The organism is Bradyrhizobium liaoningense, from assembly GCF_018130955.1.
Taxonomy (GTDB): Bacteria; Pseudomonadota; Alphaproteobacteria; order Rhizobiales; family Xanthobacteraceae; genus Bradyrhizobium; species Bradyrhizobium liaoningense_C.
The window spans coordinates 1-22,760 of sequence record NZ_JAFCJM010000029.1 but is presented as its reverse complement, the minus strand read 5'-3'; the positions used below and the strand labels follow the sequence as shown (position 1 = coordinate 22,760).

Sequence of the window (22,760 nt, the reverse complement as noted above, 5' to 3'; positions counted from 1 at the left end):
GACCGTCGAATTGGCGGATTTTGGGGCGGGATTTGCCCTTGACAGGCAGCGCCGCTGCGCCCTCACCCAGCGCCGTCGAGCAGCACAACCCGGTTGAGCAGCGCGAGCAGCGTGCCGCGCTCGGCTTCGGTGAGCGGCGCGAGCATCAGGCGGTTGTAGGGCTCTGTCGTGCGCGCGGCATCGTTGATGAGCTTGGTGCCCTTTGCGGTCAGGACCAGCTCGACGGCGCGGCGGTCGGCCTTGGAGCGGTTGCGCTTGATGGAGCCGGACGACTCCAGCTCGTTCAGGATCTTGATCAGGTTCGGCAGCTTGAGCCGGAGCAGGCTTGCGAGGCTGCTCGGGGGAATGCCGGGGTTGTCGCGGATCAAAGTGAGGATCGCGTAGGTCGCCGGCGTCACGCCGAACGCGGCAAAGTGCTCGTAAAAGCCCTCGAAGAACTTCAGTTGCGCGAGCCGCAGCATGAAGCCCGGCGTGGCCCGAAGTGCCCGCAAATCCAGCGATTTCTTCCGTTCCGATTGAATTTGTCTCACGACTCACAGGCTCCGGTTTTGCCGACGGCGCCAGTCTACCTGTGCGAGGCGAATTGACACTGCGGAAAATAGATATAAAATATAACTATTATATATCGGCGGCGCCAAGGATCGGCCAAGACCGCAGGCACGAGGAGGAGACAATGAGCATCACATTGCTGCGGCAGGCGTGCGTCTGGACCTTGTTGCTGGCACCCGTGCCGGCACTCGCGCAGGACGCGGTGAAGATCGGCATTTTGAACGACCAGTCCGGTCCGTTCGCGAGCTATCAGGGCATCGGCTCCGTCGTGGCCGCCAAGATGGCGGTCGAGGACTATGGCGGGAAGGCGGGCGGCAAGCCCGTCGAGGTCGTGGCCGCCGATCATCAGAACAAGACCGACATCGGTATCGGCATCGCGCGGCGATGGTACGAGAACGACGGCGTCGACGCGATCTTCGACGTCCCCAATTCCTCGATCGCGCTTGCGGTGGCCGGCATGAGCGCCGAGAAGAACAAGGTGTTCGTGGGATCCGGCGCGGGCACCGCGCTCCTGACCGGCGAGAAGTGCACGCCGAACACGGTGCACTGGACCTACGACACTTATGCCTACGGTCGCGGCCTCGGCAAGGCGATCGTCCAGCAGGGTGGCAAGAAGTGGTTCTTCATCACCGCCGATTACGCGTTCGGCCATGACCTCGAGAAGCAGGCATCCGAGGCCGTGAAGGCATCCGGCGGCCAGGTGCTCGGCGCCGTCCGTCATCCGCTCGGAACGGCGGACTATGCCTCGTTCCTGCTTCAGGCCCAGGCTTCGGGCGCCGACATCATCGGCATCGCCAATGCGGGCGACGACACGATCACGTCGATGAAGCAGGCCGCCGAATTCGGACTGACCAAGGATCACAAGCTCGCCGGGCTGATCCTCGGCATGAACGGGCTCCCTGCCCTCACGCTGAAGTTCGCCCAAGGCGCCCAGATCATGAATCCGTTCTACTGGGATTTGAACGACGACACCCGCGCCTTCGCAAAGCGCTTCGCCGAGCGCATTCCGTCAAAAGCCTATCCGAACGACATGCAGGCCGGCGTCTACGCCTCCGTCATTCACTATCTCAAGGCGATCGACAAGGTCGGCGGCGCCAGGGACGGCAAGGCCGTGGTGACGGCGATGAAGGACACGCCGACCGACGATCCCTTGTACGGCAAGGGCTACATCCGCAAGGACGGCCGCAAGATCCACCCGCTTTACCTGCTCCAGGTCAAGTCGCCCGACGAGTCCAAGTCGGCCTGGGATCTGTTGAAGGTGGTCGGCACGATCAAGGGCGAAGACGCATTCCGGCCCGAGAGCGAGGGGCAGTGCCCGCTGGTGAAATAGCAGGACGGACGAAGCAACCATGAGCGGCATCGCGTCTTTCGCCGGCGACCCGTTTGCTCCGGACTTCCTGGCGGATCCCTATCCCGCCTACGAGGCCCTGCGCGCGCTCGGCCCCGTGTTCCGGATCGAGCGCTACGACATCTGGGCGATGGCGCGCTATGCCGAGGTCGAATCCGCGCTGAAGGACTGGCGCAGCTTCATCAGCGGCGAAGGCGTCGGCCTCAACGGGATGAACCCGGCGCTGCCAAAGCCGCTGACGCTTCAGATCGACCCTCCCGATCACGATAAGGGCCGCCGCGTGCTCGGCCGGACCCTGTCGCCAGGCATCGCCAGGAAGCTGCGCGAGACCTTCCAGAAGGAGGCCAAGACGAAGGTGTCGGAGCTGCTCGACAAGGGCACGTTCGATGCGATGCGCGATCTCGCGGAAGCCTATCCGATGAAGGTCTTTCCGGACGCCATCGGCATCCGGCCCGACGGACGCGAAAAACTTCTGGCCTGGAGCACCTTCGTCTTCAACAGTTTCGGTCCCGACAACGAACAGCTCGCCGCATCGCGTGCGGCGGGGCTCGCGGCCCAGAGCTGGATCATGGAGTGCTGCGCGCGCAATGCGTTGCAGCCCGACAGCCTCGGCATGATGATCTACGAGGCCGCAGACGAGGGCGAGATCACCGAGCAGGAAGCGACCCATCTGGTGCGGCCGTTCCTCACCGCCGGCGTCGACACCACCGTCAACGGCATCGGCAATGCGGTGCTGGCGCTCGCCACCCATCCGGATGAATATCGCAAGCTGCGCGCACGGCCGGAGCTGGCGCGCAACGCCTTCGAAGAAGGCCTGCGCTACGATTCCCCGGTGCAGACGTTCTTCCGTACCACCTCGCGCGACGTCGAGGTCGGCGGCGAGGTCATCCCCGCGCACCGCAAGGTGCTGCTGCTCATGGCGTCAGCCAACCGCGATCCGGCAAAGTGGGATCATCCTGACCGCTTCGACGTCGAGCGCAGCGCGACCGGGCATGTCGGGTTCGGCGCCGGCATCCATGCCTGCGTCGGCCAGATGATCGCGCGCCTCGAAGGCGAGCTGATCCTCGGCGAGCTTGCACGGCGCGTGAAGACCATCGAGCTCGCGGGCGAGCCGAAGCGGCTGCTCAACAATTCCCTGCGCGGGCTGACGAGCATGCCGGTGCGAGTGACGGCGGCCTGAGACAGCGCCGCTACTGAGTGCCGGCGACGCGCCTGAACCAGTCGTTCAGCAGCGCCTTCTCATAGCTGAGTTGGCCGATCGGGGAACGGCCGCCGCTCTGATAGCTGATGTCGCTCAGAACATCATCGCCGCTTCGCGTGCCCCCGCCTTTTCCGCTCAGGGTGTAATGCAGCCTGATGCGCGGCGGCGTGACGTCGCGCATCACCCTCACCTCCGTGCCGTGGCCGCGCGGCTCAAGCTGACCGGCAAGATCGATGTCCAGGACGTCAATGCTCATCGCCTGCCCCGGCGCGAGATAGCGGTTGCCGAGCGCTTCGAGATAGCCACGAAACTCCGCAAGGGTGCCGGCCCGCCCGCCTCCAGAGGACTCTGCATCGGTGTAGCGTTCCGGATTGACGAAGCGGACCTTGACGCCGGCAAAGCCCGGCGACGAACCGAACAGGACCGCCATCACCGTGGCTGCGATGAGGCATCTGCGGATCATATCAACCTCGCTTTCCGAACGGCTCAGCCGCAAGCCCTGCGAAACCTGCAACGCCGGAATTGACACCCTTATTCCGCTCCGGCACTTAGAATCATTCAATCGAGCTCCGGTCGGCACAGATGACGATGCCATCCTACATCGAACCGCTCAGCGGGACGCTTTATCCGCTGGATATTCCCCGCTGGTGCTCCGACGACCGCAAGCCGTTGATGATGACGCCGCTGATGGGCATCTCCCGCGATGATATCGATCGCAGCACGCGCTCGCTGTGGCGTTTTCGCGCGGCGTTGCCGGTCGACATCGCCAGGCCGATCTCGATGGGCGAAGGCTGCACGCCGGTGGTCCAGAAGGAATGGGGAGAGTTGAGGCCCTACTTCAAGCTCGAATGGTTCAACCCGACGGCCAGCTTCAAGGATCGCGGCACCACGGCGATGCTCTCGTTCGTCCGCCAGCTCGGCGTGAACGCCGTTCTGGAGGATAGCTCGGGCAATGGCGGCGCGTCGGTCGCCGCCTATGGCGCCGCAGGCGGAATGAAGATCAAGATTCTCGCGCCCGCGTCGACCTCGCCGATGAAGATCGCGCAGGTTCGTGCCTATGGCGCGGAGATCCAGCTGGTAGATGGACCACGCGAGGAATCGGAGGCGGAAGCGATCCGCCAGTCCAACGATACCTTCTACTCCAGCCACAATTGGCAGCCCTTCTTCCTCCAGGGCACCAAGTCGCTGGCCTACGAGATCTGGGAGGATTTTGGCTATTCGGCTCCCGACAACGTCATCGTACCCGTCGGCGCCGGCTCCAGCCTGCTCGGCTGCTATATCGGCTTCAAGGAACTGCTCGCTGCAGGGCAGATCGTGCGGATGCCAAAGCTGTTCGCATCGCAACCGCTCAACTGCTCGCCACTCGATGCGAGTTTTACGGTGGGCGTCGATACGCCCGTGGCGCGCGAGGTCCGCAAGACCATCGCCGAGGGCACGGCCATCAAGCATCCGCTGCGCCTGCGGCAGATGGTGGCGGCGCTGAAGGAGACCGGCGGCGGCACGGTCGCTGTTCCCGAGGAGGGCATCATCGCCGGCCTGAAGAAACTGGCCGCGACCGGCCTGTTTCCCGAGCCGACATCGGCAAGCGCCGCCGCAGCACTCGACGAGCTCACTCAACGCGGCGCGATCCGGCCGAACGAGCGCACCGTCGTCGTCATCACGGGCACGGGAATCAAGGCCGCGTCTGTCATGGCCGATATCCTCGGCTAGCGAGGCGTGATGGTCGTGGACGGGATCGAAATCCGCGACTTCGCGCCTGACGATGCCGCCGCCGTGCGAGCGCTGTTCATCCGCGTCAACCGCCTGTTGGCGCCGGCGGATATGCGGGACGCATTCGAAGGCTATATCGTGCGCTCGCTCACGGAGGAGATCGACCGGATCGCCGACTACTATGGCGAGCGCAATGGCGGCTTCTGGGTCGTCGCCGCCGGTGCAGACATCATTGGCATGTTCGGGCTCGAGCCGGCGGGCGATGCGGCCATGGAGCTGCGCCGCATGTATGTCGATCCCGACGCGCGACGCCGCGGCATCGCGCGGCGGATGCTGGACTTCGCCGAACAGGAATGCCGCCGGCGCAGCAGATTCAGGATGGATCTGAGCACGTCGGCGCTTCAGCGGGAGGCGCTCGCGCTCTACCGGAGCTCCGGCTACGAACTGGTCCGCGAAGAGATTGCGGACACCGCCAGCAACAAGACCCTGGGCGGCGGCATTCGCCGCTACCACTTCACCAAGGCGCTGTGATCGTCCGCTAGTTCCGCGGCGGTGCTGCGGCTGCCGCCGAGCGTGCGGGCTTCGGCGCGTTCGGATCGGCCGGCGCGCGCGAGCGCATCACCACGGCGTCGATCTCGGCAATCACGCGGCGCTGGATCAGCTCGTTCTTGTCAATCGAGATGTGGCCGGCGCCGGTGCCGCGCACGTCGACATTGTCGAGCTTGCCGCGGAGGCCGTCCGCGGCCCTGACGGGCTCGCCGGGGCCGTCGCCGATATAGAGGTTGATGTAGCGCTCGGCGCCGGTCGTGAGCCTGGTCTTGAACACGGAGTCGAGCCCGATCGCGAGCTTCACGGGAACGCCGAGCTGGTTGAGCTTGGCGATCATGTCGGGCAGCGCGGTCGCGCCCGAGGAGTGCCCGACCAGGATGATGGTCTTCAACCGGCCGGCCCTGTAGGCGGTCGCGGCCTCATCGGCGAGCGAGGACCAGGAGACGAAGTTGGCAACGGTGACCGGGATGCCCTGCGCCTGAAGCCTCGCACCGATCGTGTCGAGCCCGAGCGAGAAGATGTTGAGCACACCGCGCAGCAGATAGACATGCGTGGTCGCGGCCCCCGGCGCCGTCGGCGCGGCCTTCGCGCCCGTCGGGCTGATGGCAACTGCGGAGAGCAGCATAAGGCAAAGCGCCCAGATGCGGACGGTGGACAAGTGGCTTGCGCCGGCTGCGTTACGGCCGTGAGGTCTCATCGATCTTCCCTGGGGACACACGCTTCGCGATGGGGGAATCGTAACCTCCCCCTGCTCGCACACGCAACAAAGAGGCGCGTGAGTGGCGATCTTAGCGTCCTTGCGTGTCTTGCATGCAACAGTTGCCCGAAACCGGCCATGTAAGAGCCTGTTTTGAGACCATTTTTCTCGGGGGAATTGCAGGCGGGGGATCGCATTCCTATTTCAGGCTCCGCTGCTTTGCCCGCCAAATGCGGGTTCCAGCGCCCCTTCCCCATCCCGCCGGCTGTCCATGTCCTCCATCATTTCCGTTTCCAACCTGTCGAAGACCTATGGGTCCGGCTTCAAGGCGCTAAAGAACATCAATCTCGACATCAGGCGCGGCGAGATCTTTGCGCTGCTCGGTCCCAACGGCGCCGGCAAGACCACGCTGATCTCGATCATCTGCGGCATCGCCAATCCGAGCGAGGGCAAGGTCACCGTCGGCGGCGAGGACATCCAGACCTCCTACCGCAAGGCGCGCTCGCTGATCGGCCTGGTGCCGCAGGAACTCCACACCGACGCGTTCGAGAGCGTGTGGGCGACCGTGAGCTTTTCCCGCGGCCTGTTCGGCAAGCCGAAGAACCCGGCCCATATCGAGAAAGTGCTGAAGGACCTCTCGCTCTGGGACAAGAAGGACAACAAGATTCTCACGCTGTCCGGCGGCATGAAGCGCCGCGTGATGATCGCCAAGGCGCTGTCGCACGAACCGCAGATCCTGTTCCTGGACGAACCCACCGCCGGCGTCGACGTCGAATTGCGCAAGGGCATGTGGGAGGTGGTGCGCGGCCTGCAACAGGCCGGCGTCACCATCATCCTCACCACACACTACATCGAGGAAGCCGAGGAGATGGCCGACCGCATCGGAGTCATCAACAAGGGCGAGATCGTGCTGGTCGAGGACAAGGCCACCTTGATGCAGAAGCTCGGCAGGAAGCGGCTGACGCTGCATCTGCAAAACAGGATCAGTTCGCTGCCCGAAAGCCTCAGCCCTTACAAGCTCGAGCTCTGCGATAGCGGCGCGACGCTGGTCTACGATTACGACACCAAGGGCGAGCGCACCGGCATCACCAGCCTGCTCAGCGACCTCCGCAACGCCGGCATCCGCTTCAACGACCTCGACACGACGCAATCGTCGCTCGAGGACATCTTCGTCGACCTCGTGAGGACGTCATGAACTTCCGCGCCGTTCGCGCCATCTATTTGTTCGAAATGGCCCGCACCTGGCGCACGCTGCTGCAGAGCATCGTCTCGCCTGTGGTCTCGACCTCGCTGTATTTCGTGGTGTTCGGCACCGCGATCGGCTCGCGCATCGACCATGTCGAGGGCGTGAGCTACGGCACCTTCATCGTGCCGGGCCTCGTGATGCTGTCGGTGCTGACGCAGAGCATCGCCAACGCCTCCTTCGGGATCTACTTCCCCAAATTCGTCGGCACGATCTACGAGATCCTGTCCGCGCCGATCTCCTATTTCGAGATCGTGCTCGGCTATGTCGGGGCCGCCGCGACCAAGTCGATCATCCTCGGCCTGATCATTCTCGCCACCGCGGGGCTCTTCGTTCCCTTGCATATTCATCATCCGATCTGGATGCTGAGCTTCCTGGTGCTGACAGCCATCACCTTCAGCCTGTTCGGCTTCATCATCGGCATCTGGGCCGACGGTTTCGAGAAGCTGCAGATGATCCCGATGCTGGTGGTGACGCCGCTGACCTTCCTCGGCGGCAGCTTCTATTCGGTGAACATGCTGCCGCAGGGCTGGCGCACCGTCGCGCTGCTCAACCCCGTCGTCTATTTGATCAGCGGATTCCGCTGGAGCTTCTTCGAGATCGCAGACGTCAGCGTGGGCCTGAGCATCTTCATGATCAGCACGTTTCTCGCGATCTGCATGTTCATGATCTGGTGGATTTTCCGGACCGGCTATCGGCTGAAGAACTGACGCGAGCCATGGATGCGGTCACCGGCCGGCTGCTCGCGAAAATGTCAGCGTTGCGGGCAAGAATTGGCCAATCGGCCGCCTTGCTTAAGCCGGCACGGACGCTAACGATGGGCTCGCAGGTCGCTGGAACGAAAGCCGAATTCCGGGCATAGTGCAGGCCGGGGGACGGAGAGCCGCGGCGCTTGCTTAGAACAGGCCGGAGGCCAACAGTCAGATGCGTTCCTTTTTCATCGCTTTTTCATTGATGCTTATGAGCGCGGACCTCGCGCAGGCCAAGGTCGAGATCACAATCGACAAGGACAACCAGGCGATGACCGTCGCGGTTGACGGCGTCGAGCGCTATCACTGGCCGGTCTCGACCGGCATCCCCTCGCGAGAGACGCCGAACGGCTCGTTCCGCGCCTTCCGCATGGAAGAGGACCACTACTCCAAGGAATTCGACGACGCGCCGATGCCGCATTCGATCTTCTTCACCAAGATCGAGCACGCGATCCACGGCACCGACTCGGTCGGCCGGCTCGGCTCACCCGCCTCGCATGGCTGCGTCCGGCTGTCGCGCGAGAATGCCTCGCGGCTTTACGCGCTGGTCCAGGACCAGGGCGTGCTCAACACCACGGTGACGCTGACAGGCTCGGCGAGCGTGGCTATGGCGCGCAATCCGCGCGGCAGCAATTTCGCCCGCCGCGGCACCGTCCCGCAGGATCAGTACACCGCCGCCGGCGATCCCGTCGATCTCACCCCGCAAGGCGTGCCCTACGGCCGCCGCACCATGCCGCAGGACGACGGCTACATCTATCCGGCCGACGGCACCGACACCGGCGCGCGCTATCCGGCGCCGCGCGACACCCGCCGGCTCTATGGCGGGCAGGTCTATCCGCCGCAGCAGTCGCCGCAGTATCAATCCTACGATCCGAGCTACGGCCAGCAGGGCTATTATTACCGGCAGCCCCAGCCGTACTACCAGCCGCGCGGCGGCTACTACTATCAGAACTGACGGCGGCCCCGCTTCAACCACCCTCGAGGGCCGTGAACGCGTTTTCTTTACGCGAACCGGGCCTGGGGCGAGATGGCTGTAGACTGGGGCAAGGCGCCAAAAAAGCGGTCAATCCCCTTTTCCTCTTGCCGTTTGAGTCCCGATGCCCTCCCCTGCTGCAACGATCCTGACCACGCTGTGCGTTCTTTTTGCAGGACAGGCCATGGCCCTGGACTCCTTCGATCTCGAGGCGCATCGCGGCGGGCGGGCGCTGTTGCCCGAAAACACCCTGCCTGCCTTCGCCAACGCCTTGAGCATGGGCGTCGATACGCTGGAGCTCGACACCGGCGTGACCGCGGATGGCGAGGTAATCGTGTCGCACGAGCGCACCCTCAACCCCGATCTCACCCGTGACGCCGCCGGCGGCTACGTCGCCCCACCCGGCACGCCGTTCGTGAAGCTGCGGCTCGACGAGGTCAGAGCCTACGACGTCGGGCAGATCCGTCCCGACAGCAATTACGCAAAATCGTTTCCGGACCAGCGCGCGCTGCCGGGCGCGCAGATCCCGACGTTGAAGGAGGTGTTCGCGCTGGTGCGCAAGTCCGGCAACACGCGCGTGCGTTTCAACATCGAGACCAAGATCGATCCCAACCGCCCGGACGAGACGCTCGACCCCGAGACGTTCGTCACGAAACTCCTTGGCGTCATCGACATTGAGGGATTTTCCGGTCGCGTCATGATCCAGTCATTCGACTGGCGGACGTTGCAACTGGTGCAGCGGCAAGCGCCGAAGATTCCGACGGTGTATCTGACGATCCAGCGCGGCTCCGCACCGACCGTCGCGCTCGACAAGGCGACCAGCTGGATGGCGGGCTTCAACCCGGCCGACCATGCCGGTTCGCTGCCGCGCACGATCAAGGCGGCGGGCGGCGCGATCTGGTCTCCCTATTTTGGCGACGTCAATCCGGCGCTGGTCACGGAGGCCCATGCGCTCGGATTGCGCGTCGTGGTCTGGACGGTCAACAAGGCCGACGACATGACGCGCATGATCGAGATCGGCGTCGACGGCATCATCTCCGACCGACCCGACCTGTTGCGCCAGGTCGCGGGTGAGAAGGGCATCGCGCTGCCGGCGGGGACGCCTGTCAGTCCGTAAGCCTTCTACTCCCCGTCACGCAGGCGGCGATAGAGCGCGCCGACGATGTTCGAATAATCGTCGGTCCAGACCCGCTGCTTGTCGTCGAACTCGGTCTCCTCCCATTGCTTGGAGGCGGCGAGCTTGCCGATATCGGCCTCCTCGCGCGCGGAGATGACGACGTCGGTCGAGAAGATGTAATCGGCATCGCGGCCGGAATCCTCGTTGAAGACCCAGCTCTTGAGGTCGTTCGCATCGGCAATGCCGACCACGACGGTTTCGAGATCGAGATGCCGGTTGGAAACGTGCATCACGACGGCGCCATGCGGAGCGAGCTTGTCCTTGTAGATCTTCATGGCCTCTTCGGTCGCCAGATGAATCGGGATCGCGTCCGAGGAATAGGCGTCGACGATGATGAGGTCGTAGGCGCCGTCCGGCTCCTTGGCGAACGTCAACCGCGCATCGCCGATCACCGGCTTGATGTCGGGCGCGCAGCTATTGATGAAGCGGAAATATTTCGGGTCCCGCGCGGTATCGACCATGCTCTGGTCGATCTCGAAGAACTTCCAGCTCTCGCCGGGCTCGGAGGCGCAGGAGAGCGTGCCGGCGCCGACGCCGATCACGGCGACCTTCAAGGAGCCGCCCTTGCGTTCGCGGATCGCGGTGACGGCCTGACCGATGCCGCCATCCCTGTGATAATAGGTGATCGGTTCGGGCCGGCCCTCGACCGGGGTGCCGTCATTGTTCTTGAAACGCTCGGCGCCGTGAATCGTGGTGCCGTGCATCAGCACGTGGAAATAGCCGCCGGGCGTCACCACGATCTTGTGTACGCCGAAGAAGCTGCGGATCGTCTCGACGCGGCCGTCATCCGCCGGATAGATGCGGGTCAGTGCCAGCGCGAGCACGACGGTCGCAAAAATCTTCCAGCGGTTGGCATTGAGCACCAGCGCGAGCAATGCGGCCAGCATGCCAACCGCGCTGGCGACCCAGACGCGATGATCCTCGAACCAGGTCGCGACCTCGCCCGTTGAATAGGACGGCGCGATCAGTGCAATGACGAGCACGATCAGCAGCAGCCAGTAGCCAGTCATGACGCGCGCGAGCCGCTCGTCGGCCGAGGGACGGCAGAGCGCGGCGAGCGCGATCAGGATCGGATACTCGGCGATCCAGGAGAAGGTGAAGGGCGCAAGCAGGCCCGCGAACAGCCCGCCGACCATGCCGCCGAAGGACAGCGCGACATAGAAGCCGGTGAGGTACTTTGCGGCGGGACGCGTGCGCGCGAGTTCGCCGTGGCAGGCCATGGCGATGATGAAGAAGCACAGTTGATGCCCGCCGAGCGTCAGCAGCAGGTTCTGCTCGCCGCCGAAGGCCAGCAAGAAGATAACGCCGGCAATTGCCAATGGCTGGAGCAGCAGCATCCATTTGTGCGGCAACAGCGGCCGCGACTGGAACACCAGCACCCAGGTGAGGAGATAGAGCGACAGCGGCAGCACCCACAGCAGCGGCGCGGCCGCGACGTCGGTCGAGATGTGCGCGGTGACAGCGATCAGCAGGCCCGAGGGCACCGCGGCGAGGAAGATCCAGCGCGCGCGTGTGATGACGCTTGGCGCGGGTGCATCGGTATCCTCCGTCCGCGCATCGGCGATGGCGAGTGCCGGAGAGCGCAACAGCAGCACGCCGCAGGCGGCGATTAGCAGGATCAGAAGGCCATAGCCGCCAGTCCACAGCAGATTCTGCGTGCGGAGCGTGAACATCGGCTCCAGCAGCACGGGATAGGACAACAGGGCGAGGAAGCTGCCGATGTTCGACGCGGAGTAGAGGAAGTAAGGATCGGGTCCGTCCGGATGGCCGGTGCGGACGAACCAGGCCTGGAGCAGCGGGTTGTTGGCGGCGAGCGCGAAGAACGGCAACCCGATCGACACCGCGAACAGGCCGAGCAGCCAGAACGCATAGCCCGAATTCGGCGGCTCGCCGAAGGAGGTGGCGATGCCGAGCGGCAGCGTCGTGAAGGCGAGCGCCAGCAGCACCAGATGCACGACCACGGGGATCCGCCGATTCCTGATCTGCATCAGGAAATGCGCGTAAGCGTAGCCCGCCAGCAGCAGCGACTGGAAGAACACCATCGCCACCGACCACACCGCGGGCGACCCGCCGAGCCGCGGCAGCACCATCTTGGTGAACAGCGGCTGCACCGAGAACAGCAACAGCGCGCTGACGAAGATCGCGGCCATATAGACTGTCAGCACCAGCCGGTTTCGCGACGACGACGGCTGCTCTGCGGCGGCAGATTGGACGATGGAATCCATGAAAACTCCGGCTCACCCCGGCGGGCGCCGGCGCGCCGCAATGGAGCACATGCGACATGAACGAGCAATAAATGCTGCGTGACATTGCAGTGAGCGGCACCTCATATACAAACGTCATTCCGGGACGGCACGAAGTGCCGGACCCGGAATCTCGAGATTCCGGGTTCGATGCTTCGCATCGCCCCGGAATGACGCCCCGGGAAACCTCATGACCGAAACCGACGTCGTCATCATCGGCGCTGGCCATAACGGCCTCACCTGCGCGGCCTATCTCGCGATGGCGGGCTTGCGCGTGCACGCCGTCGAGCGCCGCAAGGTGGTCGGCGGCGCCGCCGTCACCGAGGAGTTCCACCCCGGTTTCCGCAACTCGGTCGCGGCCTACACGGTGAGCCTGCTCAACCCGAAGGTCATCGCCGACTTGGGGCTCGCCGGGCACGGCCTGCGCGTCGTCGAGCGCCGCGCGCAGAATTTCCTGCCCGCCCCCGACGGCAGCTATCTCCTCACCGGCGAAGGCCGGACGAAAGAGTCCGTGCGGAAGCTCAGCGCGCACGATGCCGACGCGATCGACGGATTTTCGCGCGAGCTCGAAGCCATCGCCGACGTGCTCCGGCAGTTCGTGCTGCGCGCGCCGCCGAACCTGCTCGATCACTTTGGCACGGGCGCGATCCGCGAGGCCGTCAATGCGCTCGGGAGCGCCGGCATTTTGCGCAAGCTGACGCTGGAGCAGAGCCGCAGCCTGCTCGATCTCTTCACCCGCTCCGCCGGCGAGATGCTGGACGAGCGGTTCGAGAACGACCTCGTCAAGGCGCTGTTCGGCTTCGACGCCATCGTCGGCAATTATGCGAGCCCCTATGCGGCCGGTTCGGCCTACGTCATGCTGCATCACGCCTTTGGCGAGGTGAACGGCAAGAAGGGCGTCTGGGGCCACGCCATCGGCGGCATGGGCGCCATCACGCAGGCGATGGCGGCGGCCGCACGCAAGCACGGCGTCACCATCGACACGGATGTCGGCGTGCGCGAGGTGATCGTCGAGCGCGACCGCACCGCCGGCGTGATCCTCGATAACGGTACGACCATTCGCGCAAAGTACGTCGCCTCCAACGTCAATCCAAAGCTGCTCTATACGCGGCTGGTCGCAGCGGAGGCTTTGCCCGCGGACTTCCTCACCCGCATCCGCCACTGGAAGAACGGCTCTGGCACATTCCGCATGAATGTGGCGCTGGATCGCCTGCCTTCCTTCTCCGCGCTGCCAGGCGACGGCGACCATCTCAGCTCGGGCATCATCCTCGCGCCCAGCCTCTCCTATATGGACCGCGCTTATCTCGACGCACGCGCGCACGGCTGGAGCCGGGAGCCCGTCGTGGAGATGCTGATCCCCTCGACGCTCGACGACACGCTGGCGCCCGCGGGCAAGCATGTCGCGAGCCTGTTCTGCCAGCACGTCGCGCCCGAGCTGCCTGACGGCAGATCCTGGGACGACCATCGCGAGGAGGTCGCCGATCTCATGATCGCGACAGTGGACCGCTACGCGCCGGGCTTTGCGGGAAGCGTGCTCGGCCGCCAGATCCTCTCCCCGCTCGATCTCGAGCGGCAGTTCGGCCTGTTGGGCGGCGACATTTTTCACGGCGCGCTGACGCTGAACCAGCTCTTCTCGGCGCGGCCGATGTTGGGACATGCGGACTATCGCGGGCCCGTCCGGGGCCTCTACCATTGCGGCTCCGGCGCCCATCCCGGCGGCGGCGTCACCGGCGCGCCCGGCCACAATGCGGCGCAGGTGATCCTGCGAGATCACCGCGCGCTGTTCGGCCGAGCTTGATTTTCACGCCTGGAAACGCACCCGAAACGAATGTTGCGGTTCTGCAACGTGCGGAATAAATCCCTAATCCGCTAATTGCGCGGGCAGCGCCGCCGCACAACAATGCGGGGATGTAGGCCTGTCGCGGTAGCGCGCTGCCGCGCAGGCGTTTTTTTTGATTTGTTACGGACCGCCGCCATTGTCTGGGGGGACACACATGTTTTGGATTGGCAAGCGATTGGAGCGCAACCGGCGTCACGTCGTTCGGAACGCCCTCTCCAGATAAATTGGCGATACAGATCGCACAGGCCGAAATCGCGCCTGGCTTGTCGGGCTGATGTTAGCAGTGGCGACCTTCGGCCTGCTGGCGCCGCGCGCGGCCCATGCGCAGTTCGTCTGTAATCAAAACGGAACGGCGGGCCTGGGCGGCGGCGGCAGCGCGGCGACCTCCACCAACGACATGGCCTGCGGCCTCGGCAACAGCGCCAGCGGCGGTACCAGGTCGGCGTCAGCAACTCGGCTTCCGGCGCGAACAGCGTCGCGCTGGGCCTCAGCAGCACTGCAAGCGGCGGCGGCAGCATCGCGGCCGGCGAACAATCCTCGGCGAGCGCCGCTGGCGCCGCAGCCTATGGATCCTTCAGCTCGGCAAGTGGAGCATCGAGCTCGGCCTACGGTTTCTCCAGCACGGCCATTGGGAATTTCGGCTCGGCCTACGGTGTCAACAGCGCGGCCTCCGGCACCAGTTCGGCGGCGTTTGGGGTCGGCGCTCAGGCGGCTGGCGACTTCAGCGTGGCCTCCGGCCACAACAGCAACGCGAGCGGCACCAGCAGCACGGCAGTCGGCGACCTGGCCACGGCCAGTTCGCTCGGTGCCACGGCGATCGGCACGGGCGCGCTGGCCAGCAGCCTCGATCCGACCCAGGAGTATTCTACCGCAATCGGCGCCAACGCCCAGGCCCAAGGCAGCAAATCCATCGCCATCGGCGGCGACAGCGCCGGCAGCAGCGCCCTTGCCAGTGGCCCCAGCGCGATCGCAATCGGCTCCGGCTCCAGCGCCACCAGTCTCAATGCGATCGCTGTAGGCGCAGGTGCGCAGGCAAGCAACCTCGACACTTTGGCCTTTGGCTCCGCCAGCAACGCGTCCGGCATCGCTGCCATGGCTTTTGGGATCAACAGTCAGGCTACCGCCACTGCTGCGTCGGCGTATGGGTTCAGCAGCACGGCGACCGCCTCCGGTGCGTCGGCGTATGGGGTCAACAGCGCAGCGTCCGGCGCCAATGCGTCGGCGGTTGGGACAGGCAGCGCGGCAAGCGGTACCAACAGCGTGGCCTTGGGCTTCTCCAGCAGTGCGAGCGGCAACGACAGTACCGCCGCCGGCAATCAGTCCGTCGCGAGTGGCAGCTCCAGTTCGGCCTATGGGTCCAAGAGCACAGCGATCGGCCTCAACAGCTCGGCCTACGGCTTCCTCAGTTCGGCGGCGGGAACATCGAGCTCGGCCTTCGGCGTCGCCAGCACCGCAGGCAATACAAATGCCTCGGCATTCGGCAACGCCAGCCTGGCGTCCGGGCTCTCCAGCACCGCCGTCGGCACGGCGGCCAACGCGAACGGTGCCTTCAGCTCGGCATTCGGCACCAATGCAAAGGCGAGCGGAGCGAACTCCATCGCGCTCGGCGGCAATGTGGCGGGTGGTGCCGGCAACGCCGCCCTTGCCAGCGCCAGCAACGCGATCGCGATCGGCAACGGCGCCCAGGCCACCAACACCAACGCCATCGCGCAGGGTTTTGGTGCGCAGGCCACCGGCGTCAATTCGATTGCGCTCGGCACCAACGCGATCGCGACCGGCTCGATCGCAGTGGGCAACACCGCCTCGGCCTCGAACGGCGGATCGGCGTTCGGCGATTTCGCCAGCGCCACCTGCCCGGGTTGCGTCGCGAACGTGTCCTCATCGACGGCGATCGGCAATACCGCGAGTGCCACCACGGTCAATGCAGTAGCGGTCGGCCAGAGCGCCAACGTGCAGGCGGCGAACGGCACGGCCATTGGCGCCGGCGCAGTCGTGCAGGCTGCCGCCACCAATTCGGTGGCGATCGGACAAGGCTCAGTGGCGAGCGCGCCCAACACCGTGTCGTTCGGCTCGGCCGGCAATGAACGGCGCGTCAGCAATGTGGCGGCCGGCATCGCGCCGACCGATGCAGTGAACGTGAGCCAGCTTTCCGGCATCGCCACCGGCGTGCAGACGCAGATCTCCAACCTGCAAAATCAGATCAGCACCAACCTCGTTCAGGCCAATGCCGGCACGGCACTGGCGCTTGCTGCCACCGGACTGCGTTACGACGACCGCCCGGGCAAGGTCTCGATGGCCGGCGGCGTCGGCAGCTACAAAGGCCAGACCGGCCTCGCGCTCGGTGTCGGATATACCCATGACAACCGGCTGCGCTTCAACGTGTCGGTGTCGGGTGTCGCGAGCCAGAATGATTATGGCGTGACGGGCGGCGCGTCCTGGACGCTGAACTGAGCCGTGATCATCTGGATCGCAAGCGCCCGCGCGATGACGAAGGAAGCTGAGTGACCCCGCTGAAGACGCTCTCTCTTGCCATAGGCCTGACCGCGACTGCGACCGATGCATTTGCCCAGCAACCTTCGAGCTGGGAAAACATGCCGCGCATGAATCTGGAGCGGCAATTTGCCGGCCCGCTGCAGGACACGATCGTGCAGCGCTGGCGCGACCCGATCGACGGAACGGTCTGCTACATCTACGTGCCGATCAGCGCTGAACACTCGCCGCCGACGCCAGGCGGCTTTGTGCGATATGGCGCCAACACGATCGGCACGATCAGTTGTCACCCCGCAACATACCCCTCGGCCGCGCGGCCGTAAAAGCAACGACCCGCCCGGCGTGTTGCGCCGAATGGGCCGGTTGCACGAAGTCTAGACGGCGTCGCAGGATTCGACCGGCAGCGAGCGCAAATCCATCTCCATCATCATCGCGAACGGCGACAGCGTCTCCACCGGCGCATGTTTCGGTGTGCTGGCCGAGAGCGCGCCGGCAAAAGTTCCGAGAACGCAAACACAGGCAACAATCAAAATGAACTTGGTCATTTGACCTCCCCTTGTTTTTGGTAGCGGCCATCATCGCGCACGGCGCTTAAGGCCCGGTTCCATTCCGGGGGCGACCTGTCGGCGCGGTGAATCCATCATGAATCCGCTGCGAGAGCGGCCAAAAGCCAGGCCAGCAAGCGGATGAGCGGCCTGTGGATCGCGGGAGCGAACCTGTGGATCGCGGGAGCGAACCTGTGGAGAAAGGTGAGGATGAGCTGTGGATGCGCCGGTGGTCGGCGACCCGGGGGCTGCAAGGATACAATATGGCGAGCTTCGCGCCTCGCGAATAGGCGTGGGCCCTTTGGGCATCCGTTTTTTCCGCCTGGACAACCTGTGGAGAAGTGCGCCCCTAAGCTTGTGAATAAGCCTGTGGACCCGGGCTGGAGACTGGGTGGAAAGCCGGTGGACGCACGGCCACCAAAAGACGACTTTGCCCGCAAGGGATCGCTCCCCCGCGGGCACAGCCAAAATAGCCATCTATGAAGAAAATATGCCCCCGCCGGGACGGTAGGCGAAATTACTTCAAGGAGCTGCTAATCGAACCGAACTTGTCATTCAGGGTGGTGCCGAGGCTGTTGACCACGGTAATGATCGCCAGCGCGATGCCGGCGGCAATCAGGCCGTACTCGATGGCGGTCGCGCCCGATTCGTCAGACCAGAACTTCGTGAGCATGCTCTTCAAGATTTGCCTCCATTTCCAGTTGCGTTGGTTGCTTGCGACATCCGGCAATATACGGGGCACAACCTGCAGTTAAGTTAATCCCGGAACCGCAATTTTTCTGGAAGAATTGGAGTAAAAGCTCCAAAAATTGAACCCACAGACCGAGCCAGATCGACATCCATGCCCCTCTCTCCTACCCACCGCGCGAGCTTCTCGATCGGCGACGAAGCCGCAGCCAAGCGCGTTGTCGACGTGCTCACCGAGGTCTTCTTCGATGGCGACGCGGCCGTCGCGGCATTCGAGCAGCCGGACGGCCGTTGGGACGTCACGCTGCACTTCGCCGACCCGCCGGATCAGGCTTTTTTGCGGGAAATCGTCGCGAAAAATGCGAGCAGCGAGATCGCCGCGACGCTTGCCTTCGACACCGTCGAGGCAAAGGACTGGGTCAAGGCGAGCCTCGAAGATCTCGTCCCCGTCCCCGCCGGACGCTTCGTCGTCCACGGCAGCCACGACCGCGCCCGCGTGCCCCACAACAAGCTCGGGATCGAGATCGAGGCGGCGCTGGCTTTCGGCACCGGACACCACGGCACGACGCGTGGCTGTTTACTCCTCCTTGACCATATCCTGAAAAGCGCGCGTCCTGCGAACGTGCTCGACCTCGGCACCGGCACCGGCGTGCTGGCCATCGCCGCCGCCAAGGCGCTGCACCGCGCGGTGCTGGGCAGCGACATCGATGCACCGTCGGTGCGCGTGGCGCGCGAGAACGCTGCGCTCAACGGCGTGCGCAACGCCGTGCAGATGATCCGCGCCACCGGCTTTGCCGCGCCCGACTTCGCACGGCGCGGCCCGTTCGACCTGGTGCTGGCGAACATCCTCGCCAATCCCTTGCGGCAGCTGTCGGGCCCGATGGCGCGGCACCTGGCGCCGGGCGCCCAGGTCATCCTTTCGGGCCTCCTGACCCCGCAGGCCCCGGCCGTGATCGCGGCCTACCGCGCGCGTGGGCTCGTGCCGCTCAGGCATTTGCGGATCGAGGGGTGGAGCAGCCTGTTGCTGCGAAAGGTGGGGTGAGCCGATGCGGCGCGTTATTCCGCCGGCTTGTCGTCGCGGCGCGTGCTGCTGCCGCGCTCGTCGCGCAGGCTGCGCTTGGCACGGCGCTCGGCGAAGCGGTCGATCATCTGGCTGAGCTTGCCACGCGGCTTCTTGGGCGCGGCCTTGGCGGAGCCGGAACGGACCGGCGGCGAGATCTTCTCAAACGTGAACGCAGGCATCGTGTGTCCCCTCGCCGTTGAGATGAAACACTTGCTTGTATTTCCCTGTTAACCGGACCCGGCCGGAAGGGCCCGCATCCGTATCCACTCAACGCGAATGGAATAATTCAAGCACGCTCCATGCCAGATGCGCCGTGATTGTGCCGACATTGCGGACTCATCCCCATGATCCTAAACTAGCCACAACATGTTCGAGGCACACTTCCAGACATTCGAGGAGCCGGAGGCCGGCGTCGCGCTCACCGCGCGGCTCGCCGCGTTCCGCGAGGAACTCGCGCGCCGCAAGCTGACCGGCTTCGTGATTCCGCGCGCCGATCAGCAGCAGAACGAGTATGTCGCGCCGTCCGAGGAGCGGCTGGCCTGGCTGACCGGTTTTACCGGCTCCGCGGGGCTCGCAGCCGTCCTGCCCCGGGAGGCGGCGGTGTTCGTCGACGGCCGCTATACGCTCCAGGCGGCGAAGCAAATCGACGGCAAGGCCTGGGCGGTCGAATCGCTGATCGATCCGCCGCCGGAGACCTGGCTGTCCGCGCACCTGAAGCCCGGCGATCGCCTAGGTTTTGATCCGTGGCTGCACACTTCTTCGGCAGCCGAGCGTCTCGCCGCCGCCTGCGCCAAAGCGGGCGCGGAGCTGGTGGCGGTCGACAGCAACCCGGTCGATGCGGTGTGGCCGGACCGGCCGCCGGCGCCGATCGCACCGGTCGCAGTGCATGGCCTGCAATATGCCGGTATCGCCGAGCCCGAGAAGCTGAAGCAGATCAAGAGCGAGATCGAGCGGCTCGGCGTCGACGCGCTGGTGCTCTCGGACAGCCACGCGGTGGCCTGGACCTTCAACATCCGCGGCGGCGACGTCGCGCATACGCCGCTGCCGCTGTCCTACGCGCTGGTACCGAAGGACGGCCGGCCGACGGTCTTCATCGACCACCGCAAGCTCTCCAACCTGACGCGCGACCATCTCGAGCAATCCGCCGATGTCCGCGAACCCGATGCATTGGCGCCGACGCTGATGGCGCTCGCCAAGAGCGGGGCTTCCATCGCGCTCGACAGCGCGACCGCGGCAGATGCACTCAGCCGGCTGATTGCGAGTGCCGGCGGCAAGCCGGTGCGCGGCAGCGATCCGGTCGCGCTGCTGAAAGCCGTCAAGAACAGCACCGAGATATCAGGCACCAAGACCGCGCATCAGCGTGATGCGGTGGCGCTGGCGCGCTTCCTCGCCTTCATCGATCGCGAGGCGCCCTCGGGCAAGCTCACCGAGATCGACGCGGTGGAAGCGCTGGAAACCTTCCGCCGCGACACCGGCGCGCTCAAGGACGTCTCGTTCCCGACCATTTCAGGCACGGGGCCGAACGGCGCCATCGTGCACTACCGTGTCACGCGCAAGAGCAACCGGCGCATTGCCCGCGGCGACCTCCTGCTGATCGATTCCGGCGCGCAGTATGAGGACGGCACCACGGACGTCACGCGCACCATGGCGGTCGGCGAGCCGACGGAGGAAATGCGCGACCGCTTCACCCGCGTGCTGCGCGGCCATATGGCGATCGCGCGCGCGGTCTTCCCGGACGGCACCACCGGCGCGCAGCTCGACACGCTGGCGCGGCAATATCTGTGGGCCGCCGGCGTCGATTTCGAGCACGGCACCGGCCACGGCGTCGGCAGCTATCTCTCGGTGCATGAGGGCCCGGCGCGGATCTCGAAGCTCGGCACCACGCCGCTGAAGCGCGGCATGATCCTCTCCAACGAGCCCGGCTACTACAAGACCGACGGTTTTGGCATCCGCATCGAGAACCTCGAGCTCGTGGTTGCGGCAGATATTACTGGCGCCGAAAAATCGATGAACGCATTCGAGACGCTGACGCTCGCGCCGATCGACCGGCGGCTGATCGACGTCCGCATGCTGAGCCAGGACGAACTCGACTGGCTCAACGCGTACCATGCCCGTGTCCGCGCCGAGGTACGGCCGGCGCTGGACGAGCCGACCAGGGCGTGGCTGGACCAGGCGACGGCGGTGTTGACGTAGCGTTCGCATACCACTGTCGCGTTCAGCGCAACGCTTGCCCCGCCATAGCGGTCAGCATCGCGCATAGCCGCATGCCGAAACGTCCGTATTCGCAGGCTTCGCGAAGCGGCTAGTGTCGATCGCATGCACGGCATGACGGGCAAGCCGACGTCTGCGGCCACGGAAAAGAACATCGCGAGCTCGCGCGTGATGCTGCCGTTGCTCGTCTGCATGACGGGCGTCGCGCCGATCTCGCTCTACATGCTGGTTCCGGCACTTCCCGTACTGGCGACGACGTTCGGCCGCGATATCTCGGTCGCGCAGATGACGGTGTCGCTGTACATGGTCGGCATCGCCTGCTCGCAACTGATCATGGGCCCGCTGTCCGACAAGTTCGGGCGGCGCCCGGTTCTGCTCGCAGGGCTCGCGCTGATGGTCGCGGCGAGTATCGCCTGCGTCTTCGCAGAGAGCCTGCCGCAACTGATCGCCGCACGCTTCTTCCAGGCGCTCGGCGGGGCCACCGGCATGGTGGTGAGCCGCGCCATCATCCGCGATCTCTACGAGCGCGAGCGCGTGGGCGCCATGATCAGCCTCGTCATCGCCGTCATGATGATCGCGCAGATGCTCTCGCCTTTGACCGGCGGCCTGATCGAGACCGCATTCGGCTGGCGCGCGATCTTCTACGCGACCACCGCAGGCTCGCTTGCGGTCGCGGTCGGCATTGCGCTGGCGCTGCCGGAGACGCGCCGCGACCGCGCAAGCGGCAGCGGCTTTCGCGGCGATGTCGGCAGCCTGATCCGCAACCGCGCCTTCGTCGGCTACGTGCTGTGCCAGGTGCTGGCCTCGCAGATCATCTTCACCTTCGCCGGCGGCGGTCCGTACATCGTGGTGACGCAGATGGGCCGAACCACGGTCGAATATGGCGCGTGGTTTGCGACCAGCAGCCTCGCCTTTCTCGTCGGCAATCTCCTCTGCGTGCGTTTTGCGCCGCGTCACTCGCTGGAGAAGCTGATCTGGTTCGGGCTTGCATTGCAGCTCGGCGGCAGCCTGTTGAACCTGGTCTGGAGTTTAACCGGACTGAACGAGGCCCCTGGCTGGCTGTTCGGCACCCAGATGATCGTGATGGCCGGCAACGCCATCGTGATGGCGAATTCCGCAGCCGGCGCCATCAGCGTCCGCCCCGAAGCCGCCGGCACCGCCTCCGGTGCGATGGGCTTTCTGCAACAGGGCCTCGGCGCGCTGATGTCGCAGTTCGGCGCCTATCTCGGCGGCCACTCCACAACGACGCTGCCCCTGACCGCGGCGATCACAGCCATCTCGCTCCTCTGCGCCTCCGTCATGATCTTCGTCGTCCCGCGCCGCGAGGTGGTGGTGAGCGAAGAGCTGATCGAGCAGGCGGAGGAGGAAGAGAGCGCGATGTTGTGAGTGCATCCCGGCGGCGCACTACCCCTCTCCCCTTGTGGGCTAGGGGATTCCCGGATTTTGTTCTTGGGTGGCAAGAGCATAGCCCTCGAGCGTGGCGGC

At 65.2% G+C, this 22,760-nt stretch carries 21 protein-coding genes and 1 pseudogene; 15 read left to right on the top strand and 7 right to left on the bottom strand.

From position 1 onward, the window contains the following. Positions 1–62 precede the first annotated feature (62 nt). Positions 63–530, bottom strand: a complete 468-nt coding sequence (locus JQ632_RS22850; protein ID WP_312015653.1) for a MarR family transcriptional regulator — start codon at positions 528–530, stop codon at positions 63–65. Positions 531–673: 143 nt separating this feature from the next. On the opposite strand from JQ632_RS22850, the gene JQ632_RS22845 reads away from it, so the two are divergent. Further along, complete coding sequence (locus tag JQ632_RS22845) at positions 674–1,879, top strand: ABC transporter substrate-binding protein (RefSeq protein ID WP_212404834.1); 1,206 nt, start codon at positions 674–676, stop codon at positions 1,877–1,879. 19 nt (positions 1,880–1,898) lie between these two features. Continuing rightward, on the top strand, positions 1,899–3,077 hold the full coding sequence (locus JQ632_RS22840) for a cytochrome P450 (RefSeq protein WP_212404833.1): 1,179 nt from the start codon (positions 1,899–1,901) through the stop codon (positions 3,075–3,077). Between the two features lie 10 nt (positions 3,078–3,087). Here the strand turns inward: JQ632_RS22840 and JQ632_RS22835 are convergent, their stop codons facing one another. Then, positions 3,088–3,561 carry a DUF3016 domain-containing protein gene (locus JQ632_RS22835; protein ID WP_212404832.1) on the bottom strand — a complete coding sequence of 158 codons (474 nt, stop codon included), beginning with the start codon at positions 3,559–3,561 and terminating at the stop codon, positions 3,088–3,090. Between the two features lie 119 nt (positions 3,562–3,680). On the opposite strand from JQ632_RS22835, the gene JQ632_RS22830 reads away from it, so the two are divergent. Further along, on the top strand, positions 3,681–4,808 hold the full coding sequence (locus JQ632_RS22830; RefSeq protein ID WP_212404831.1) for a threonine synthase: 1,128 nt from the start codon (positions 3,681–3,683) through the stop codon (positions 4,806–4,808). A gap of 15 nt (positions 4,809–4,823) precedes the next feature. Continuing rightward, the gene (locus JQ632_RS22825; protein ID WP_409363509.1) at positions 4,824–5,339 is read left to right on the top strand and encodes a GNAT family N-acetyltransferase; all 516 of its coding nucleotides are present in this window, start codon (positions 4,824–4,826) and stop codon (positions 5,337–5,339) included. Between the two features lie 7 nt (positions 5,340–5,346). On the opposite strand, the gene JQ632_RS22820 is transcribed toward JQ632_RS22825, so the two are convergent. Beyond that, positions 5,347–6,054, bottom strand: a complete 708-nt coding sequence (locus tag JQ632_RS22820) for a hypothetical protein (RefSeq protein ID WP_212404830.1) — start codon at positions 6,052–6,054, stop codon at positions 5,347–5,349. A gap of 271 nt (positions 6,055–6,325) precedes the next feature. On the opposite strand from JQ632_RS22820, the gene JQ632_RS22815 reads away from it, so the two are divergent. From JQ632_RS22815 to JQ632_RS22800, 4 genes are all read left to right on the top strand, one after another. Then, a complete protein-coding gene (locus tag JQ632_RS22815) occupies positions 6,326–7,249 on the top strand; it encodes an ABC transporter ATP-binding protein (protein WP_212404829.1) in 924 nt (307 codons plus the stop codon). Continuing rightward, on the top strand, positions 7,246–8,007 hold the full coding sequence (locus tag JQ632_RS22810) for an ABC transporter permease (RefSeq protein ID WP_212404828.1): 762 nt from the start codon (positions 7,246–7,248) through the stop codon (positions 8,005–8,007). The genes JQ632_RS22815 and JQ632_RS22810 overlap by 4 nt, the downstream gene beginning before the upstream one ends. Before the next feature lie 214 nt (positions 8,008–8,221). Then, entirely contained in the window at positions 8,222–9,001 is a 780-nt protein-coding gene (locus JQ632_RS22805) for a L,D-transpeptidase (protein WP_212404827.1), read from the top strand. Between the two features lie 202 nt (positions 9,002–9,203). Beyond that, positions 9,204–10,136: a glycerophosphodiester phosphodiesterase gene (locus JQ632_RS22800; RefSeq protein WP_249152459.1), complete on the top strand. Its 933-nt coding sequence runs from the start codon at positions 9,204–9,206 to the stop codon at positions 10,134–10,136. 5 nt (positions 10,137–10,141) lie between these two features. Here the strand turns inward: JQ632_RS22800 and JQ632_RS22795 are convergent, their stop codons facing one another. Further along, on the bottom strand, positions 10,142–12,421 hold the full coding sequence (locus JQ632_RS22795) for a spermidine synthase (protein WP_212404825.1): 2,280 nt from the start codon (positions 12,419–12,421) through the stop codon (positions 10,142–10,144). A gap of 208 nt (positions 12,422–12,629) precedes the next feature. Here JQ632_RS22795 and JQ632_RS22790 point away from each other — a divergent pair, with 208 nt between their 5' ends. From JQ632_RS22790 to JQ632_RS22780, 4 genes and pseudogenes are all read left to right on the top strand, one after another. After that, positions 12,630–14,237, top strand: a complete 1,608-nt coding sequence (locus JQ632_RS22790; protein ID WP_212404824.1) for an NAD(P)/FAD-dependent oxidoreductase — start codon at positions 12,630–12,632, stop codon at positions 14,235–14,237. Between the two features lie 444 nt (positions 14,238–14,681). Beyond that, positions 14,682–15,272, top strand: a pseudogene (locus tag JQ632_RS40495) (calcium-binding protein); the annotation flags it as partial. A 99-nt stretch (positions 15,273–15,371) separates the two neighbouring features. Next, positions 15,372–16,730 carry a YadA-like family protein gene (locus tag JQ632_RS22785; RefSeq protein ID WP_249152457.1) on the top strand — a complete coding sequence of 453 codons (1,359 nt, stop codon included), beginning with the start codon at positions 15,372–15,374 and terminating at the stop codon, positions 16,728–16,730. Positions 16,731–16,780: 50 nt separating this feature from the next. Then, entirely contained in the window at positions 16,781–17,092 is a 312-nt protein-coding gene (locus tag JQ632_RS22780; protein ID WP_212404822.1) for a hypothetical protein, read from the top strand. A gap of 51 nt (positions 17,093–17,143) precedes the next feature. Here the strand turns inward: JQ632_RS22780 and JQ632_RS22775 are convergent, their stop codons facing one another. After that, positions 17,144–17,314 (bottom strand): hypothetical protein, encoded by a 171-nt coding sequence (locus tag JQ632_RS22775; RefSeq protein WP_212404821.1) that lies wholly within the window; start codon positions 17,312–17,314, stop codon positions 17,144–17,146. Between the two features lie 517 nt (positions 17,315–17,831). Further along, positions 17,832–17,987, bottom strand: coding sequence for a Flp family type IVb pilin (locus tag JQ632_RS22770; protein WP_408918115.1), 156 nt, complete (start codon positions 17,985–17,987; stop codon positions 17,832–17,834). Positions 17,988–18,155: 168 nt separating this feature from the next. Here JQ632_RS22770 and JQ632_RS22765 point away from each other — a divergent pair, with 168 nt between their 5' ends. Continuing rightward, entirely contained in the window at positions 18,156–19,043 is an 888-nt protein-coding gene (locus tag JQ632_RS22765) for a 50S ribosomal protein L11 methyltransferase (protein ID WP_212404819.1), read from the top strand. Positions 19,044–19,057: 14 nt separating this feature from the next. Here JQ632_RS22765 and JQ632_RS22760 read toward each other — a convergent pair whose 3' ends face one another. Beyond that, complete coding sequence (locus JQ632_RS22760; protein ID WP_212404818.1) at positions 19,058–19,243, bottom strand: hypothetical protein; 186 nt, start codon at positions 19,241–19,243, stop codon at positions 19,058–19,060. 187 nt (positions 19,244–19,430) lie between these two features. Here JQ632_RS22760 and JQ632_RS22755 point away from each other — a divergent pair, with 187 nt between their 5' ends. Both JQ632_RS22755 and JQ632_RS22750 read left to right on the top strand, forming a co-directional pair. Continuing rightward, positions 19,431–21,257 carry an aminopeptidase P family protein gene (locus JQ632_RS22755; protein WP_212404817.1) on the top strand — a complete coding sequence of 609 codons (1,827 nt, stop codon included), beginning with the start codon at positions 19,431–19,433 and terminating at the stop codon, positions 21,255–21,257. A gap of 123 nt (positions 21,258–21,380) precedes the next feature. After that, positions 21,381–22,661, top strand: a complete 1,281-nt coding sequence (locus JQ632_RS22750) for a multidrug effflux MFS transporter (protein WP_212404816.1) — start codon at positions 21,381–21,383, stop codon at positions 22,659–22,661. The last annotated feature ends 99 nt before the right edge of the window (positions 22,662–22,760 follow it).

Bases quoted from the DNA above. Each gene is read 5' to 3' on its own strand.
- JQ632_RS22805 (WP_212404827.1), top strand. From the start codon at position 8,222: ATGCGTTCCTTTTTCATCGCTTTTTCATTGATGCTTATGAGCGCGGAC.
- JQ632_RS22785 (WP_249152457.1), top strand. From the start codon at position 15,372: ATGGCTTTTGGGATCAACAGTCAGGCTACCGCCACTGCTGCGTCGGCG.
- JQ632_RS22820 (WP_212404830.1), bottom strand. From the start codon at position 6,054: ATGAGACCTCACGGCCGTAACGCAGCCGGCGCAAGCCACTTGTCCACC.
- JQ632_RS22800 (WP_249152459.1), top strand. From the start codon at position 9,204: ATGGCCCTGGACTCCTTCGATCTCGAGGCGCATCGCGGCGGGCGGGCG.
- JQ632_RS22760 (WP_212404818.1), bottom strand. From the start codon at position 19,243: ATGCCTGCGTTCACGTTTGAGAAGATCTCGCCGCCGGTCCGTTCCGGC.
- JQ632_RS22765 (WP_212404819.1), top strand. From the start codon at position 18,156: ATGCCCCTCTCTCCTACCCACCGCGCGAGCTTCTCGATCGGCGACGAA.
- JQ632_RS22795 (WP_212404825.1), bottom strand. From the start codon at position 12,421: ATGGATTCCATCGTCCAATCTGCCGCCGCAGAGCAGCCGTCGTCGTCG.
- JQ632_RS22845 (WP_212404834.1), top strand. From the start codon at position 674: ATGAGCATCACATTGCTGCGGCAGGCGTGCGTCTGGACCTTGTTGCTG.
- JQ632_RS22810 (WP_212404828.1), top strand. From the start codon at position 7,246: ATGAACTTCCGCGCCGTTCGCGCCATCTATTTGTTCGAAATGGCCCGC.
- JQ632_RS22755 (WP_212404817.1), top strand. From the start codon at position 19,431: ATGTTCGAGGCACACTTCCAGACATTCGAGGAGCCGGAGGCCGGCGTC.
- JQ632_RS22750 (WP_212404816.1), top strand. From the start codon at position 21,381: ATGCACGGCATGACGGGCAAGCCGACGTCTGCGGCCACGGAAAAGAAC.
- JQ632_RS22815 (WP_212404829.1), top strand. From the start codon at position 6,326: ATGTCCTCCATCATTTCCGTTTCCAACCTGTCGAAGACCTATGGGTCC.
- JQ632_RS22770 (WP_408918115.1), bottom strand. From the start codon at position 17,987: ATGCTCACGAAGTTCTGGTCTGACGAATCGGGCGCGACCGCCATCGAG.
- JQ632_RS22775 (WP_212404821.1), bottom strand. From the start codon at position 17,314: ATGACCAAGTTCATTTTGATTGTTGCCTGTGTTTGCGTTCTCGGAACT.
- JQ632_RS22840 (WP_212404833.1), top strand. From the start codon at position 1,899: ATGAGCGGCATCGCGTCTTTCGCCGGCGACCCGTTTGCTCCGGACTTC.
- JQ632_RS22835 (WP_212404832.1), bottom strand. From the start codon at position 3,561: ATGATCCGCAGATGCCTCATCGCAGCCACGGTGATGGCGGTCCTGTTC.
- JQ632_RS22790 (WP_212404824.1), top strand. From the start codon at position 12,630: ATGACCGAAACCGACGTCGTCATCATCGGCGCTGGCCATAACGGCCTC.
- JQ632_RS22830 (WP_212404831.1), top strand. From the start codon at position 3,681: ATGACGATGCCATCCTACATCGAACCGCTCAGCGGGACGCTTTATCCG.